At 61.9% G+C, this 15,711-nt stretch carries 14 protein-coding genes; 3 read left to right on the forward strand and 11 right to left on the reverse strand.

Going from position 1 to position 15,711, the window contains the following annotated elements; all coding sequences use genetic code 11:
* Positions 1–11: 11 nt before the first annotated feature.
* A complete protein-coding gene (gene rpoS / locus LUB09_RS05895; RefSeq protein ID WP_209989590.1) occupies positions 12–1,016 on the forward strand; it encodes an RNA polymerase sigma factor RpoS in 1,005 nt (334 codons plus the stop codon).
* A 202-nt stretch (positions 1,017–1,218) separates the two neighbouring features.
* Here rpoS and LUB09_RS05900 read toward each other — a convergent pair whose 3' ends face one another.
* Positions 1,219–1,428, reverse strand: a complete 210-nt coding sequence (locus LUB09_RS05900; protein ID WP_002554837.1) for a cold-shock protein — start codon at positions 1,426–1,428, stop codon at positions 1,219–1,221.
* A gap of 389 nt (positions 1,429–1,817) precedes the next feature.
* Here LUB09_RS05900 and dcd point away from each other — a divergent pair, with 389 nt between their 5' ends.
* Both dcd and LUB09_RS05910 read left to right on the forward strand, forming a co-directional pair.
* A complete protein-coding gene (gene dcd / locus LUB09_RS05905; RefSeq protein ID WP_003231181.1) occupies positions 1,818–2,384 on the forward strand; it encodes a dCTP deaminase in 567 nt (188 codons plus the stop codon).
* 107 nt (positions 2,385–2,491) lie between these two features.
* On the forward strand, positions 2,492–2,689 hold the full coding sequence (locus LUB09_RS05910) for a hypothetical protein (protein ID WP_003231179.1): 198 nt from the start codon (positions 2,492–2,494) through the stop codon (positions 2,687–2,689).
* Positions 2,690–2,712: 23 nt separating this feature from the next.
* Here LUB09_RS05910 and pdeM read toward each other — a convergent pair whose 3' ends face one another.
* The 10 genes from pdeM to LUB09_RS05960 all read right to left on the reverse strand — a co-directional run bounded on the left by pdeM (position 2,713) and on the right by LUB09_RS05960 (position 15,602).
* Positions 2,713–3,363 (reverse strand): ligase-associated DNA damage response endonuclease PdeM, encoded by a 651-nt coding sequence (gene pdeM / locus LUB09_RS05915; RefSeq protein ID WP_231421998.1) that lies wholly within the window; start codon positions 3,361–3,363, stop codon positions 2,713–2,715.
* Positions 3,363–5,843 (reverse strand): ligase-associated DNA damage response DEXH box helicase, encoded by a 2,481-nt coding sequence (locus LUB09_RS05920; protein ID WP_231421999.1) that lies wholly within the window; start codon positions 5,841–5,843, stop codon positions 3,363–3,365. Before LUB09_RS05920 ends, pdeM begins: the two co-directional genes overlap by 1 nt.
* 57 nt (positions 5,844–5,900) lie before the next feature.
* Entirely contained in the window at positions 5,901–6,665 is a 765-nt protein-coding gene (locus tag LUB09_RS05925) for an ABC transporter ATP-binding protein (protein ID WP_209989600.1), read from the reverse strand.
* Between the two features lie 13 nt (positions 6,666–6,678).
* A complete protein-coding gene (locus tag LUB09_RS05930; RefSeq protein WP_231422000.1) occupies positions 6,679–7,797 on the reverse strand; it encodes a succinylglutamate desuccinylase/aspartoacylase family protein in 1,119 nt (372 codons plus the stop codon).
* A gap of 9 nt (positions 7,798–7,806) precedes the next feature.
* Positions 7,807–8,517: an ABC transporter permease gene (locus tag LUB09_RS05935; RefSeq protein ID WP_057007810.1), complete on the reverse strand. Its 711-nt coding sequence runs from the start codon at positions 8,515–8,517 to the stop codon at positions 7,807–7,809.
* Complete coding sequence (locus LUB09_RS05940) at positions 8,514–9,242, reverse strand: ABC transporter permease (protein WP_231422001.1); 729 nt, start codon at positions 9,240–9,242, stop codon at positions 8,514–8,516. Before LUB09_RS05940 ends, LUB09_RS05935 begins: the two co-directional genes overlap by 4 nt.
* A 59-nt stretch (positions 9,243–9,301) precedes the next feature.
* Entirely contained in the window at positions 9,302–10,081 is a 780-nt protein-coding gene (locus LUB09_RS05945; protein ID WP_003231167.1) for a transporter substrate-binding domain-containing protein, read from the reverse strand.
* Between the two features lie 245 nt (positions 10,082–10,326).
* The gene (locus LUB09_RS05950; protein ID WP_231422002.1) at positions 10,327–11,961 is read right to left on the reverse strand and encodes an ATP-dependent DNA ligase; all 1,635 of its coding nucleotides are present in this window, start codon (positions 11,959–11,961) and stop codon (positions 10,327–10,329) included.
* Entirely contained in the window at positions 11,958–12,962 is a 1,005-nt protein-coding gene (locus tag LUB09_RS05955; RefSeq protein WP_057007813.1) for a ligase-associated DNA damage response exonuclease, read from the reverse strand. The genes LUB09_RS05950 and LUB09_RS05955 overlap by 4 nt, the downstream gene beginning before the upstream one ends.
* Positions 12,963–13,160: 198 nt before the next feature.
* On the reverse strand, positions 13,161–15,602 hold the full coding sequence (locus LUB09_RS05960) for a penicillin acylase family protein (protein ID WP_231422004.1): 2,442 nt from the start codon (positions 15,600–15,602) through the stop codon (positions 13,161–13,163).
* Positions 15,603–15,711 lie beyond the last annotated feature (109 nt).

Here is a 15,711-nt window from a genome sequence, read left to right on the forward strand (position 1 = left end):
GGACTATAACAATGGCTCTCAGTAAAGAAGCGCCGGAGTTGGACATCGACGATGAGGTTCTCCTTATGGAGACCGATATCGCTATGGAATCGATGTCGAATGAGGGACCTGCAACACCTTCAGTTCGTACCAAATCCAAGAACGCTTCCGCATTAAAGCAACACAAATACATTGACTACACGCGGGCGCTTGATGCGACGCAGCTGTACCTCAATGAAATCGGTTTTTCCCCTCTGTTGACCCCCGAAGAAGAAGTCCATTTTGCGCGGTTGTCGCAAAAGGGTGATCCGGCCGGGCGCAAACGCATGATTGAAAGCAACCTGCGGCTGGTGGTGAAAATCGCCCGACGTTACGTCAATCGTGGGCTGTCCTTGCTGGACCTGATCGAGGAGGGCAACCTCGGCCTGATTCGCGCGGTGGAAAAGTTCGACCCTGAGCGGGGCTTTCGGTTTTCCACCTATGCCACCTGGTGGATCCGCCAGACCATCGAACGGGCGATCATGAATCAGACCCGTACAATCCGTCTGCCGATCCATGTGGTCAAAGAGCTCAACGTCTACCTGCGGGCGGCACGTGAGCTGACACAAAAACTCGATCATGAACCTTCGCCCGAAGAAATCGCCAACCTGCTGGAGAAGCCAGTCGCGGAGGTCAAGCGCATGCTGGGCCTTAACGAGCGGGTGTCTTCGGTCGATGTCTCGCTGGGGCCGGACTCGGATAAAACTCTGCTGGACACCCTGACCGATGATCGTCCGACAGACCCCTGCGAGCTGTTGCAGGATGATGACCTTTCGCAAAGCATTGACCAGTGGCTGTCCGAGCTTACGGACAAGCAGCGCGAGGTGGTGATTCGCCGCTTTGGCCTGCGTGGCCATGAGAGCAGCACCCTGGAAGACGTAGGCCTGGAGATCGGCCTGACGCGTGAGCGGGTGCGGCAGATCCAGGTGGAGGGTCTCAAGCGCTTGCGCGAGATCCTGGAGAAGAATGGCTTGTCGAGCGAGTCGTTGTTCCAGTAGTAACGCAGTACAAAATGTGGGAGGGAGCTTGCTCCCGATTGCAGTGAAACAGTCACCGATTGTAGCGACTGTGCCACCGCTATCGGGAGCAAGCCCCCTCCCACATTTTTTTGTGCGCGGCATTCCATGGCGAAGGCCAAATTCCGGGCATAAAAAAACCCCGCTTTTAAGGGCGGGGTCTTTTCGACTGAGTCAGTACAAGTTAGATAACTTGAACTTCTTCAGCTTGCATGCCTTTCTGACCGCGGGTAGCGATAAAAGAAACCTGTTGGCCTTCTTTCAGGCTTTTGAAGCCGTCGGATTGGATAGCTTTGAAGTGAACGAACAGGTCGTCACCGGATTGTGGAGTGATGAAGCCGAAGCCTTTTTCATCGTTGAACCACTTAACGGTACCAGTTTGGCGATTAGACATGGTGTAACTCCTTGAACAAAGTTAACTGCGACTCAGGAAAAGCCCTGGCCGAGACTGAGTGCAAAGAGCAGGAAAAATTCTTGGAGATGGTTGGATCGAAATTCAACATATCGTGTAGAGATTCTCAGTGACACAAGCAACACAGTGACGCCACCTTAACTGTTTTTCCGGGACGTGCCAATGGTATTTCCACAGGTTTCTATAAATTCGTGACTGGCGGCGGTATTTACAGCGCGCTCTTGCGGCAGTCAGAGCCCGCCCCCGCTGGCTGTGGCCTGCAGCCACGCGCGCAGCCGCGAAGAAATGCCCCGCGCCCTTTGAACCCCATCGCCGGCCCCGGTAAGATGCCCCACAGCCTTTTTTCTACCTCGCTATTCAGGACACCCGCCATGAGCATCAAATCGGACAAGTGGATTCGCCGCATGGCGCAAGAGCACGGCATGATCGAACCCTTCGTCGAGCGCCAGATCCGTGGCGAAGGCAATGACCGCGTGATCTCGTACGGTGTTTCCAGCTACGGCTACGACGTGCGTTGCGCCGACGAATTCAAGGTGTTCACCAACATCAATTCGGCCACTGTCGACCCAAAGAACTTCGACGAAAAGAGCTTCGTCGATATCAAGAGCGACGTGTGCATCATCCCGCCCAACTCTTTCGCGCTGGCGCGTACCGTGGAGTTCTTCCGTATCCCCCGCGATGTGTTGACCATCTGCCTGGGCAAAAGCACCTACGCGCGTTGCGGCATTATCGTCAACGTGACGCCGCTTGAGCCGGAGTGGGAAGGCCATGTGACCCTGGAGTTCTCCAACACCACCACGCTGCCGGCGAAAATCTACGCAAATGAAGGTGTCGCGCAGATGCTGTTCCTGCAGTCCGATGAGGCCTGTGAAGTGTCCTACAAGGACCGTGGCGGCAAGTACCAGGGCCAGCGTGGCGTCACTCTCCCACGCGCTTGATCGAAAGGTCTTACACGTTAAGGGAATTAGTCTGCAAGAAGTGACTCTATTGGGTGTACTGCCTCGGTGCGTGTAAAGCGCGCCGAGCCACGCTTGAGGAGTACCTTATGAAGATTGACCCGCGAATCAGCGCTGAACTTGCCCGGCTTGAACCCAACCAGATTGGTGTTTTAGCCTGGTCCCTGATGGCCAACCCTGCTCACGCGGGTGGCATTCCCGGCCAACCTGAACCGGATTATCCCCAGCCGACCGAGCCAGGCGAGCCTGTCCTCCCGGATGAGCCACCGCCCGCACCGGTCGCCTGATAGATGCGCGGCCAGTCAGTGCCTCACTGAACGGGCCATACCTCGTGATCGCCGATCACAAACAGTCGGCGATCAACGTCCTGCTCAACCGCATAGCCGCCAGTAAATGCGCCGAAGGCCGGCAGAAGGCTGACCTGCGTGCCTATCAGAAAGCACGGCAGGCGCAGGCTTTGCCGGCCCTTGCCGCGCAATCGATACACCGGATGCACATGCCCCGCCAGCACGTGGTGGCTGGGATGGGCGTCCGGTTCGTGTTGCAGAGCGAAGGGGCCCATCAGAAGCGGTTCGGTGACCACCTCAATACGTAGATCTGCAGGTGGATCGCCTGCACGTTTATCGTGATTGCCGCGAATCAGCGTCATGGCCAGATCAGGCGTGCGATCACGCCAGGCCCTTAAGGTGCCCAGTGTTCCGCTGGCGTGGGAGCCGGGGCCATGCAGAAAATCACCCAGAAAGATCACCTGTTCGCAGGCAAACCCGCTTAGCACACGGTCAAGCCTGTGCAGATTGGCCGTGGTGGTCCCTTGCGGCACCGGTTGCCCGAGGCTGCGGTAGGCCGATGCCTTGCCAAAATGCGCGTCGGCAATCAGCAGTGTACGGCGGGCGGGCCAGTACACGGCCTTGTCCGCCAGCAGCCAGAGTTCTTCCCCCTCAAGCGTGACTGAGCAATACATCAACGTTTCCCGTTATCCGCGACTTTTTCCAGGTCCTTGACCATCCGCGCAATGCGCTCCGACAGTTTTTCCGAACTCATGCTCTCGCGCATCCGTTCCACCAGCAGCGGAAAGGCGAGCGGGGTAGGCCGCTCAATCATATGCAGGTCGCGTTTGAGCGACGACAGATGCAGCAACGTCTCTTCCAGCCGTCGAATATCCAACTCATCACGCAGGACTTCTTCCCCGGCCTGGGTCAGCAGCAGGTTGTGCGGATCGTATTGCTTGAACACCTCGAAAAACAAACCGCTGGAGGCCTGCACCTGCCGGGTACTCTTCGGCGCTCCCGGGTATCCGGCAAACACCAGCCCGGCAATCCGCGCGATCTCGCGAAAGCGGCGCAGCGCCAGTTCCCCTGCATTCAGGCTTGCGGCGACGTCCGCCAGCAGATGCTCCGGGCTCAGCAGGGCCTCGTTCAATAGACGTGGCCAGTGCACCTCGGTGGCGCTCAGCAGCTCCAGCCCGTAATCGTTCACCGCAATCGAAAACGTCACCGGCTGTTGCTGGCTGACCCGCCATGCCAGCAGGCTTGCCAGTCCCAGGTGCACCTGACGGCCGGCGAAAGGGTAGAGAAACAGATGCCAGCCCTCGCGCGACTTCAGCGCTTCGGCCAGCAGGTGATCGTGGGTGGGCAGGCCCGACCAGCGCAATTGCGTTTGCAGCAACGGTTGCACCGCTTGCATCTCCGGGCCGTCGAAGCGCCCATGCGCCGCCGCGTCAAAGCGTTCGACCACCGCCTGCGCCAGCTCGTTGGAAAGCGGCATGCGCCCGCCATTCCAGCGCGGCACGGCGGCTTTTTTCGCGGTGCTGCGGCGCACGTAGGCGGTCATGTTCTCCACGCGCACCAGTTCCAGCAAGCGGCCGGCAAACAGAAACCCGTCCCCCGGCTTGAGCCGCGCAATAAAACCTTCCTCGACACTGCCCAGATTCTTGCCGCCGCCGCCCTTGCTCCAGTATTTGAGATGGATACTCGCATCGCTGACGATAGTGCCCACGCTCATGCGATGACGCCGCGCCAGGCGCGCATCGGGCACGCGCCAGATGCCATGTTCGTCCGGTTCCACGCGGCGGTAATCCGGGTAGGCGGTCAGCGACAGGCCGCCGTGGCGCACAAAGCCCAGCGCCCAGGCCCAGTCCTCCTCCGTGAGTTCGCGGTACGCCCAGGCAGCGCGAACTTCCGCCAGCAAGGCATCTGGCGTAAAGCCGCCGCCCAAGGCCATGCTCACCAGGTGTTGTACGAGTACATCCAATGGCTTGTGGGGCGATTCCCGCGCCTCGATGCGCCGTTCGGCGATTGCATCCTGCGCCGCCGCGGCCTCGACCAGCTCCAGGATATGGGTCGGTACCAGCGTCACCCGTGACGGCCGCCCCGGCGCATGGCCGGAGCGCCCGGCGCGTTGCATCAGGCGCGCCACGCCTTTGGCCGAGCCGATCTGCAGCACGCGCTCCACCGGTAAAAAGTCCACGCCCAGGTCCAGGCTCGACGTACACACCACGGCCTTGAGCTGCCCGTCTTTCAAGGCGCGCTCCACCCAGTCACGGGTTTCCCGCGACAGTGAGCCGTGGTGCAGGGCGATCAAACCGGCCCAGTCCGGCCGCGCGTCCAGCAAGGCCTGGTACCAGATCTCCGATTGCGCACGGGTATTGGTGAACACCAGGCAACTGCTGCTCGAGTCCACTTCGGCCACCACTTGCGGCAGCATTTTCAAGCCAATATGCCCGGCCCATGGGAAACGTTCGGTGACGGGCGGCAACAGCGTGTCAATGATCAATTGCTTGGCAGTCTGCCCCTGCACATTGATCCCATCGCCCTGTGGGACCAAAACCTCCAGCGCGTGGGCCTGATTGCCCAGGGTCGCGGAAATGCCCCACACCATCAATTCAGGGTGCCAGCGCCGCAAGCGGGCCAACGCCAATTGCAGCTGCACGCCGCGCTTGTTGCCGATCAATTCATGCCATTCATCCACGATCACCATGCGCAAGTGTCCCAGGCTGGCCTCGCTGTCGGCGCGGGCGAGCATCAGGGTCAGGCTTTCCGGGGTGGTGACCAGCGCAGTGGGCTGGCGGCGGGTCTGGCGGGCACGTTCGCTGTTGCTGGTATCGCCGGTGCGCAGGCCGACGCTCCAGGGAATCTGCAAGTCAGCAAGCGGTGCTTCGAGGGCGCGGGCGGTGTCGGCGGCCAGCGCACGCATGGGGGTGATCCACAGCACGCTCAATGGTTCGGCCGGCGGCTTGCGTTTACCGGTGGCCGGCGGACGGGTGATGGCCAGGCGGTTGAGCGCGGCAAACCACAAGGCGTAGGTCTTGCCGGCTCCAGTGCTGGCGTGCAACAGGCCGGACCGGCCCTGCTTGACCGCCGCCCACACGTCTTTCTGAAACGCGAAGGGCTTCCAACCCTTGGCGGCGAACCATTGCCTGGCGAAGTCGTGGGGTTTTGCCATGCGGCAGCTGACGTCCTGAAGGGTCTATTCCACAGACCCTTCGCGCGGCATAAAGGTTTACTTCAAGTTGCCACTCAAAAATTGCTGCAGACGCTCGCTCTGCGGATTGCCCAGCACCGCGTCCGGCGTGCCTTCCTCTTCCACTCGTCCCTGATGCAGGAACAGCACCTGGCTCGATACCTTGCGCGCAAAACTCATTTCGTGAGTCACCATGATCATGGTGCGGCCTTCCTCGGCCAGGCCCTGGATCACCTTGAGCACTTCGCCCACCAGTTCGGGGTCGAGGGCCGAGGTGGGTTCGTCGAACAGCATCACTTCCGGTTCCATGGCCAGGGCGCGGGCGATGGCCACTCGCTGTTGCTGGCCGCCGGAGAGGAAGGCCGGGTATTGATCGGCCACCCGCGCCGGCAGGCCGACCTTGTCCAGGTAGCGGCGGGCACGCTCTTCGGCGTCCTTTTTGCTGCAACCCAGCACCCGGCGCGGGGCCATGGTGATGTTTTCCAGCACGCTCATGTGGCTCCACAGGTTGAAGTGCTGAAACACCATCGCCAGCCGCGTGCGCAGGCGCTGCAACTCGGCGTCGTCGGCCACGCGCATGCCGTGGCGGTCACTGACCATGCGGATCGCCTTGCCATCCAGGGTCATGGCGCCGTCGTCGGGGGTTTCCAGAAAGTTGATGCAGCGCAAAAACGTGCTCTTGCCCGAGCCGCTGGCGCCGATCAGGCTGATCACGTCACCGGTATTGGCCTTGAGCGTGACGCCTTTGAGCACTTGATTGTCGCCATAGCTTTTATGCAGGCCTTCAACGGTCAGTTTGTACATGGGGCGTGCATCCTCAAGGCGAAAGTAGATAGCCGCTGCGGTAGGCCTGTGCGCCTGCGACATGGCCGATAACCATCCCGGCAGTGGCCATGCGGCGCAGCGAACGGGCGTAAAGCAGGCCTGCGTGCCGGCAGTGCACGGGCGTTACGCGGTCGGTAATGGGGTCGATGATCTCGGCGATCCGTTGCCCGGCGTGCAGGTATTCCCCCGGCAGGGCGCTGTACACCAGCAAGCCGCCCACTGGCGTGGCCACCGGCTCCACGCCCGCCAGCGGGGTGGCCGGGTAGGGCAGGTCGGGCAGCGGCGGCGCCTGGCCGGCAATTGCACCGAAGTGAATCAGGTAGTCGATGATCGCCTGGCAGTCGAGGCTGGCCAGGCCATGGTTGACGTCACCCTGGCCGCGCAGCTCGACGGTGACTGCAAAACTGCCCATGGGCAGCGGGAAGCGCTCGCCGAAGCGTTGCTGCAACTGCCACCACACCAGCGTGAAACACTCGTCGAAGGACTGCCCGCCCGAGTCGGTGGCCAGCAGGTTGGCTTCGCTGCCGATATAGCGTGCCAACGGCTCCACCTGCGGCCAGGCCTCGGGCGTGGTGTACAGGTGCGCCACGGCTTCGAAGTCGCAATGCAGGTCCAGCACCATGTCGGCATCGCAGGCCAGGCGTTGCAGCACCAAACGTTGGGACTGCAACTGAGTGTCGGCGGTTTGCTCGGCCAGGGCGCCTGACAGCGCGGTGCGCACCCGCTCCACATTGCGCCGGGGATCGTCGTCCAGCAGTGCCTCCACCTGGTCGCCGACCTGCGCACTGAGGTCGACAAAATGGCGATTGAAGTTCTGCCCGCTTTCCAGCTCGTAGCGTCCCAGCGGGGTGTCCATCAACACTTGTTCCAGGCCGACCGGATTGGCGATGGGCACCAGCACGATTTCGCTGCGCAGGCGCCCGGCTGCCGCCAGCTCGGCCAGGCGCTGTTTCAGATGCCAGGCCACCAGCATGCCCGGCAGCTCATCAGCGTGCAGCGACGACTGGATGTAGATTTTGCCGGCGGCCTGTTCCGGGCCGAAGTGAAAACTGTGAATCTGCCGCGCCGTGCCGGGCACCGGCGCGATCAGATCATGTACCTGATGACGCATGAACACTCCTTAGCGGCTCGGCCCGAGGAAGGCCAGCCAGCGACGCTCCGCCAGTCGAAACAGACCGACCAGGGCGAAGGTCACCGTCAGATAGATCAGCGCGGCGATGCCGAACGATTGAAAGGTCATGTAGGTGGCCGAGTTGGCGTCCCGTGCGACTTTGAGAATGTCCGGCACGGTTGCGGTAAACGCCACGGTGGTCGAGTGCAGCATCAAAATCACTTCGTTGCTGTAGTAAGGCAGCGAACGGCGCAGGGCCGACGGCATGATCACATAGGCATACAGCTTCCAGCCGCTTAGGCCATAGGCCTTGGCCGCCTCCACTTCACCGTGGGCCATGCTGCGAATGGCGCCGGCGAAAATCTCGGTGGTGTACGCGCAGGTGTTGAGGGCGAAGGCGAGGATGGTGCAGTTCATCGCATCGCGAAAGAACGCCCCCAGCAGCGGCTGCTCGCGTACCGCCGCGATGCTGTAGATACCGGTGTAGCAGATCAGCAACTGGATATAGAGCGGCGTGCCACGAAACAGATAGGTGTAGAACTGCACCGGCCAGCGCACCCGGCGTTTGGGCGACACCCGCGCGATGGACAGCGGGATCGACACGATAAACCCGATGACCAGCGCCGCGCTCAGCAGCCATAGGGTCATGGCCAGCCCGGTGATGTGCTGGCCGTCGCTATAAAGGAAGGGACGCCAGTATTCCTGCAGGAGCTCGATCATCGCACTGCCTCCCGTGAGCCTGCCGAGTAGCGCCGTTCAAGCCGGCGCAGGACGAAATTGGACGCGCTGGTGATCAGCAGGTAGATCAACGCGGCGATGACCAGAAAATAGAACAGTTGATACGTGCTCTTGCCGGCATCCTGGGCGGCCTTGACCAGGTCGGCCAGGCCGATGATCGACACCAGCGCCGTGGCCTTGAGCATCACCATCCAGTTATTGCCGATGCCCGGCAGGGCAAAACGCATCATCTGCGGGAAGGTCACGTAGCGAAAGCGTTGCCCGCGCTTGAGCCCGTAGGCGGTCGCGGCTTCCAGTTGGCCACGGGGCACGGCGAGGATCGCGCCGCGAAACGTCTCGGTGAAGTACGCACCGTAGATAAAGCCCAGGGTGATGACCCCGGCGCTGAATGGGTCGATCTCGATGTAGTCCCATTCCATGAAGTCTGTAAAACCGGTCAGCCAGATTTGCAGGCTGTAGAAAATCAGCAGCATCAGCACCAGGTCGGGCACGCCGCGAATCAGGGTGGTGTAAAGCTGGGCGGGAATGCGCAGCAGGCGCAGGCTGGACAATTTGGCACTGGCACCGAGCAGGCCCAGCAGGACGCTGACGGCCAGGGAAGCGACCGACAACTTGATGGTCATCCACGTACCTTGCAGCAACAGCGGGCCGAACCCTTTCAAGCTGAAGGCAGTCAGCCCCAGGGTGTTCAGAAGATCTTCAAACATGAATTCAGGACCTATGGCGATAAAAAAGCGCCCACCGCAAAGCGATGGGCGCCAGCGTGTTATTTACCGCTGTACAGGTTCAGGTCGCCGAAGTGTTTCTTCTGGATGGTGGCGTAGGTGCCATCATCGTGTAACGCTTTGATACCTTTATCGAGCAGGGCCTTGAGGTCTTTGTTACCTTTTTTGATACCGATCGCGGTTTTCGACGGCAGCAACGGGTCGTCGATGGCGGCGCTGACTTCGTAACCGGCGCCGGCCGGCGACTTCAGAAAGCCCAGTTCGGCTTGCAGCATGTCCTGCACCGAAGCGTCCAGACGACCGGAGGTCAGGTCGGCGTACACCTGGTCCTGGTTGGCGTAGGCCTTGGTGGTCACACCGGCCTTATCCAGTACGGCCTTGGCGTAGGCTTCCTGGATGGTGCCCTGCTCGTAGCCCACGGATTTGCCCTTGAGGGATTCCGGCGTAGAGAACCCTGCGCCTTTCTTGAACACCAGGGAGGTCGGGCCCGAGAACAGCTCATTGGAGAAGTCGATCGCCTTTTCACGGGCTGCAGTCACGGTCATCGACGAAATCACGCCATCGAACTTGTTGGCGTTGAGGCCCGGGATCATGCCGTCAAAATCGCTTTCGACCCATTTGCACTTGACCTTCAGTTCCGCGCAGATCGCGTTGCCCAGGTCGATATCAAAGCCCACCAGGCTGCCATCGGCGGCCTTGGATTCAAACGGCGCGTAGGAGGGATCCACACCAAAACGCAATTCCTTGTATTCCTTGGCCGTGGCTACACCGGCGGCCATGCACAGGGCCAGTGCAGAAAGGGTCAGCAATGCTTTTTTCATTAGGTAATCCCTGGAAACCAAGATAAGCGCTTGTGGCGCGTTTAGGACTGTTACTGAACGGTGTCAGACGGCTCTCAAGTAGCAATTTCTGCACCATAGTTCCGAATGAGCGTTTTAAAAGGCAAGGCGAGGGCGTTGGGAGTGTAGGCGATGCCCAAAAATGGGCATCGAAAATACCGTGCACTCATTCGGACCATTAACGAGCATCAAATTGTGGGAGGGGCTTGCTCCCACAGGGATTTGTATCAGGCGAGGAGGTCCTGCAGGGTGGCCAGGTTATCGGCTTCCTCCACCGCCTTGTCCTGGCGCCAGCGCAGCATCCGTGGAAATCTCACCGCAATCCCGCTCTTGTGCCGCTTGGACAGGGCAATACCTTCAAACCCCAACTCGAACACCATGCTCGGCGTCACGCTGCTGACCGGGCCGAATTTTTCCACGGTGGTCTTGCGCACGATGGCGTCGACCTTGCGCATTTCTTCGTCGGTCAGTCCCGAATAGGCCTTGGCAAACGGCACCAGCGTGCGCTCGGTGCCGGGCGGCCCGTCCCACACGGCGAAGGTGTAGTCGCTGTACAGACTGGCGCGGCGGCCGTGGCCGCGTTGGGCGTAGATCAAAACGGCATCGACGCTGAACGGATCGACTTTCCACTTCCACCACAGGCCCATGTCCTTGGTGCGGCCAACGCCGTAGAGGCCTTTGCGATCCTTGAGCATCATGCCTTCCACGCCAAGACTGCGCGAAGCTTCACGCTGTTCGGCCAGTGCTTCCCAGGTGTCGGCCTGCAACAACGGCGAGGGCAGCAGCACGGGCTGGTCGCACGCGCGGATGACCTGTTCGAGTTGCGCGCGGCGTTCGGCCTGGACATGGTTGCGCCAGTCTTCGCCCTGATATTCCAGCAGGTCGTAGGCGAGTACCGCGACCGGGGCATCCTCCAGGACTTTTTTGCTCAACGTCTTGCGACCAATGCGCTGCTGCAGCAGGGCAAAGGGTTGCACCGCGCCTTTCCACACCACAATCTCGCCGTCGATCACCGTGCCGTCCGGCAGGCCGCTGACCAGGCTGTGCAGCTCGGGAAAGCGCTCGGTCACCAGCTCCTCACCTCGCGACCAGATCCACAAACGGCCTTCGCGCTTGACCAGTTGTGCGCGGATGCCGTCCCACTTCCATTCCACTTGCCAGTCATTCGGCGAGCCGAGCAGCGTGTCGAATTGCTCGACCGGCTGCGACAGGCCATGGGCCAGAAAAAACGGATAGGGCTGCCCGCCGCGTTGCGCGTGTTCGTCGGATGATTCAGGCGCAATCAGCTTGAGGTAGCCTTCGGCCGTAGGACGATTGGACAAATCGGTGTAGCCCACCAGCCGCTGCGCCACGCGCTTGCTGTCCAGATCGGCCATGGCGGCAAGGGCACGGGTGACCAGTAGCTTGGACACGCCGACGCGAAAGCTGCCGGTGATCAGCTTGATGCACACCATCAGGCTGGGCTGGTCCAGCTGTGTCCACAGCGCGGGCAGGCGTTCGGCCAGGTCCATTGGCGACAGGCCGCGCAGGGGCAACAGTTTTTCTTCCAGCCAAACGGCCAGGCCATCCTGCGAGGTGTAGGTGGATTCGGGCAATAGCAGGGAAATGGTCTCGGCCAGGTCCCCGACCGATTGGTAGCTCTCTTCGAACAGCCAGGCTTCGATGCCTGACGCTTGCGTGGCCATGTCCCTTAAAAGGCGCGTCGGCACCAGTTGCCGGGGTCGGCCACCGGATAAAAAGTACACCGCCCAGGCGGCATCCTCTGGCGGCGCCTGCAGGAAGTACGCTTGCAATGCAGCCAGCTTGGCATTGCTGGAGGTGGTGGCGTCGAGGTTGGCGTACAGCTCGGCGAAGGCCTTCATGCGGTGGCCTCTTCTTCGTCGTCACCGTATTCGGTGGTGAAGCCCTGGGCGTCCAGGCCTTTTTCCCGCAGGTGGCGCACCAATACACCCACCGAGCCGTGGGTGACCATCACCCGTTCGGCGCCGGTTTGCTCGATGGCCCACAGCAAGCCCGGCCAATCGGCGTGGTCGGACAGCACAAACCCCCGGTCTACGCCGCGCCGCCGCCGTGTGCCGCGCAGGCGCATCCAGCCGCTGGCGAAGGCGTCGCTGTAGTCGCCAAAGCGCTTGATCCAGCTGCTGCCGCCAGCCGATGGCGGAGCAATGATCAGCGCCTTGCGCAACAGCGGGTCGGTTTTTTTGAAGTCACCTGCGTAAAGGGTTTCGGGAATGTAAATGCCGGCCTCGCGGTACACCCGGTTCAAGGGCTCGACGGCGCCATGGCTGAGGATCGGGCCGATGCTCGCGTCAATGCCGTGCAGAATGCGCTGGGCCTTGCCGAAGGAATAACAGAACAGCACGCTGGCCTTGCCGGCGGCGACGTTGGCCTGCCACCAGTCGTTGATGCCGGCGAAGATCTGCGCCTGGGGCTGCCAGCGGTAGATCGGCAGGCCGAAGGTGGATTCGGTGATGAACGTGTGGCAGCGCACCGGTTCGAACGGCGCGCAGGTGCCGTCGGGTTCGACCTTGTAATCGCCGGATGCGACCCAGACTTCACCCTGGTATTCGAGGCGCACCTGGGCCGAGCCGAGTACGTGCCCGGCCGGATGAAAACTCAGGGTGACGCCGTGGTGCACCAGCCGTTCGCCGTAGGCCAGGGTTTGCAGGTTGATGTCCTGGCCCAGGCGCGAGCGCAGAATGCCTTCGCCGGGCGCCGCAGCCAGGTAATGCTGGTTGCCGGTGCGGGCGTGGTCGCCATGGGCATGGGTGATGACGGAGCGTTCCACCGGGCGCCAGGGGTCGATGTAGAAATCTCCGGCGGGGCAGTAGAGGCCTTCGGGGCGGGCGATGACAAGGTCCATGGGGTGACCGGGGAGGTGGGCTTGTCTATTTTGAGGCGGGGGCGCGCGGGTAAGTTCTATCTGAATGCATGGGGTTCAACGGTGGGAGGGGGCTTGCTCCCGATAGCGGTGGATCAGTCAATAAATGCAGTGACTGACACTTTGCTATCGGGAGCAGGCCCCCTCCCACATGGTGACTCGGTTTCTTCAGTTTCCGGGTTACTTGCCAGGCGTCAGGGTGAGCCGGTTTTTGCCATACACCTTTTCGAAGTTCTGCGGCTGCATCGGGAAGCTCAGGTACTGCGCCTTGAGCGCCGGGTCGATGCCATTGGCATAGTCGGGGCTGGCCGGGTTGCCGGACTGGCCGCTGCCGCCCTGGCCCAGCATCGGTTCCACCTGACCGAAGTCGACAATCATGCGCAGTGCCGGCACCTGCGTGGTGTCGAAACTCTGGCCCCAGCTGTACGGCGCCGGGTTCAGGGTGTTGTGGTCGCCACCACTGGCAAACGGGCCACGGATGACCTGGCCACTGGTGCTCTTCCAGGTGGTGCTGTGCAGTTTGCCCCACTGCCAGGCCTTGTGATCAGTGCCCAGTTGGCTGTCGCCGGCGCTGATCGCGGCGGCGAGGCTGCGGGCAAGGATAGTGGGCTTGTCTTCTTTTTGCGCCGTGCGCACATCGTCCCAGAACGGACTGTCTTCGCGGCCCAGCAGGTGGTCGGCGTTGGCCGAGTAAGAGAGGTTGGCATTGCTGACAAAGGCTTTCCAACTGGCGCTGGTGTCCGGGCCGAGTTCGTCGAGGAAGATCTGCCGCGTACTCTCTTGCAGGAACAGCTCGTAGACCGCCGCGTCGGCGGAGGATGGCGCAAGGCGCCCATCGAACGCCATCAGGCGGCCCAGCGCTTCACGCGCCTTGGCCTGTTCGGCCGCAGGCAGCGCAGCAATCGCCTGTTTCAAGGGCTGGGCCATGCCTGGCGCCTGGAACATGGTCTTGAGCTTGGCGGCGAATGGGGTGGTCTGGTCGTACTGCATGGCGATCATGCTGCGGCTGTCATGCTTGCCGGCGTTGGCCAGTTGCGCCAGGCGCTCGCTGCGCTCCGGTGCGTCCCAGGAATTGGACAGTTGCATGCCATAGCCACGCGGCGCGGTGCGCTGGTTGGCGGTGCCGATCCAGCCCTGGACCGGGTCCTGGTCATAAGGGTGCAGCATCGCGTCGGCGTAGCCGTCCCAGTCAAAGCGCGTGTCCCAGCCCGGCGAGGGCAGCAGGCCTTCGCCTTCGCGGCGGTTGGGGAAGCGGCCGGTGACCTGCCAGCCAATGCTGCTGGCGTCGGCGAACACCATGTTCAGCGCAATCGCGCGGATTTCGCGGGTGGCGTCCGACGCCTTGCCGATGTTTTGTGCGCGGGACAGGTCGAAGAACGCATCCAGGCTCTTGTCGTCCTTGAGGTCGGCCGTTTGCAGGGCCAGGCCAAAACCACTGGTGAGTGCCTGGCTGCTGTTGAGCAGGGCTCCGTGGCGGGTTTCGTACACCACTTCACGAATCGAGCCACGGCCCTTGATGAAGAACGTTTCGTTACGCACGCCGGCCGGCAGCCACTTGCCGTTGTTCTCGTAGTACAACGCGCTGCCCTGGCGTTTGACCTTCTCCAGGAACAGGTCCTGAGTGTCGCCCTTGACCGTGCTCATGCTCCACGCCACTTTGCCGTTGAAACCGGACAACAGAGTCGGCAGGCCGGCAATCGAGGCGCCCGCGGCCTGGTATTTCGGCGCGCGGATCTGCACGTAGCTCCACGGCGACGGCGCTTGCGGCTGGGCCGCGAGGTCGTTGGCCAACAGGCTCTTGCCGCTGCGGCTGCGTTGCGGGCCGATTGCCCAGTTGCTCGAGGTGGTCACCGCCAGCGCATTGAGCGTGCTCAGTTGCTGGCTGACCGTGTCCAGCCCGGCGAGGCCGGTGATCTGGCTGAGGTTCACGCCCTTGAGCTTCTCTGCCTCGGCCAGCGGGATGGGTTCGTCCGGCGCGCTGGGGGTGAGCCAGGCGAGTTTGTCGACGCCGACTTTTTGCGCCAGCACCAGCGAGGATAGCTCCTCCTGCAGGTTGGCCGACTCGCTGAAATTGAGCAGGCAGAACAACAGTGCCGAATCTTCCGGCTTCCAGTATTCGGGCTTGTAGCCGGTCTGGGCCAGGTCCGGCGGCAGCTTGTCGCGGTAGCGGAACAGGTAGGCATTGACCCCGCGCGCATACACTTCGAAGAAGCGCTTGAGGCGTGGGCTCGATGCGTTATACAGCTCGCCGGCGCTTTTTTTCAGGTTGACGGCGCGCATCAAGCGGTCGACATCCAGCACGTCAGGGCCGGCCATTTCCGCCAGACGGCCCTGGGCCAGCAGGCGCAGGGTGACCATCTGGGTGATGCGGTCGCTGGCGTGCACATAGCCGAGGCTGAACAGCGCATCGTGGAAGGTATTGCTCTCGATCAGCGGCATGCCCTGGGCGTTGCGGCGTATCGACACATTCTGGGCCAGGCCTTTGAGCGGCTGCACGCCGGCAACGGGCGGCAGGGTGTCCTGGGTGCTCTGGAGCTGGCAACCGGCCAGGCTTAACGCACTGGCCACTGCCGCGGCAACGCCGAACCGGGGAAGAAAACGTAAGAGGGCTGGCGAGGCCATGGCAAAGCTCCTGCGGGGGTAGTTTTGGGTAAAACATCGCACATCAACGTGGGAGGGGGCTGGTGCCCGATGGCTGAGTACCAGTCGCTGCATCTGTTGACTGGTCCAC

It is taken from the genome of Pseudomonas sp. Leaf59 (assembly GCF_920984685.1).
Classification (GTDB): Bacteria; Pseudomonadota; Gammaproteobacteria; order Pseudomonadales; family Pseudomonadaceae; genus Aquipseudomonas.

Bases quoted from the DNA above. Each gene is read 5' to 3' on its own strand.
- rpoS (WP_209989590.1), top strand. From the start codon at position 12: ATGGCTCTCAGTAAAGAAGCGCCGGAGTTGGACATCGACGATGAGGTT.
- LUB09_RS05900 (WP_002554837.1), bottom strand. From the start codon at position 1,428: ATGTCTAATCGCCAAACTGGTACCGTTAAGTGGTTCAACGATGAAAAA.
- dcd (WP_003231181.1), top strand. From the start codon at position 1,818: ATGAGCATCAAATCGGACAAGTGGATTCGCCGCATGGCGCAAGAGCAC.
- LUB09_RS05910 (WP_003231179.1), top strand. From the start codon at position 2,492: ATGAAGATTGACCCGCGAATCAGCGCTGAACTTGCCCGGCTTGAACCC.
- pdeM (WP_231421998.1), bottom strand. From the start codon at position 3,363: ATGTATTGCTCAGTCACGCTTGAGGGGGAAGAACTCTGGCTGCTGGCG.
- LUB09_RS05920 (WP_231421999.1), bottom strand. From the start codon at position 5,843: ATGGCAAAACCCCACGACTTCGCCAGGCAATGGTTCGCCGCCAAGGGT.
- LUB09_RS05925 (WP_209989600.1), bottom strand. From the start codon at position 6,665: ATGTACAAACTGACCGTTGAAGGCCTGCATAAAAGCTATGGCGACAAT.
- LUB09_RS05930 (WP_231422000.1), bottom strand. From the start codon at position 7,797: ATGCGTCATCAGGTACATGATCTGATCGCGCCGGTGCCCGGCACGGCG.
- LUB09_RS05935 (WP_057007810.1), bottom strand. From the start codon at position 8,517: ATGATCGAGCTCCTGCAGGAATACTGGCGTCCCTTCCTTTATAGCGAC.
- LUB09_RS05940 (WP_231422001.1), bottom strand. From the start codon at position 9,242: ATGTTTGAAGATCTTCTGAACACCCTGGGGCTGACTGCCTTCAGCTTG.
- LUB09_RS05945 (WP_003231167.1), bottom strand. From the start codon at position 10,081: ATGAAAAAAGCATTGCTGACCCTTTCTGCACTGGCCCTGTGCATGGCC.
- LUB09_RS05950 (WP_231422002.1), bottom strand. From the start codon at position 11,961: ATGAAGGCCTTCGCCGAGCTGTACGCCAACCTCGACGCCACCACCTCC.
- LUB09_RS05955 (WP_057007813.1), bottom strand. From the start codon at position 12,962: ATGGACCTTGTCATCGCCCGCCCCGAAGGCCTCTACTGCCCCGCCGGA.
- LUB09_RS05960 (WP_231422004.1), bottom strand. From the start codon at position 15,602: ATGGCCTCGCCAGCCCTCTTACGTTTTCTTCCCCGGTTCGGCGTTGCC.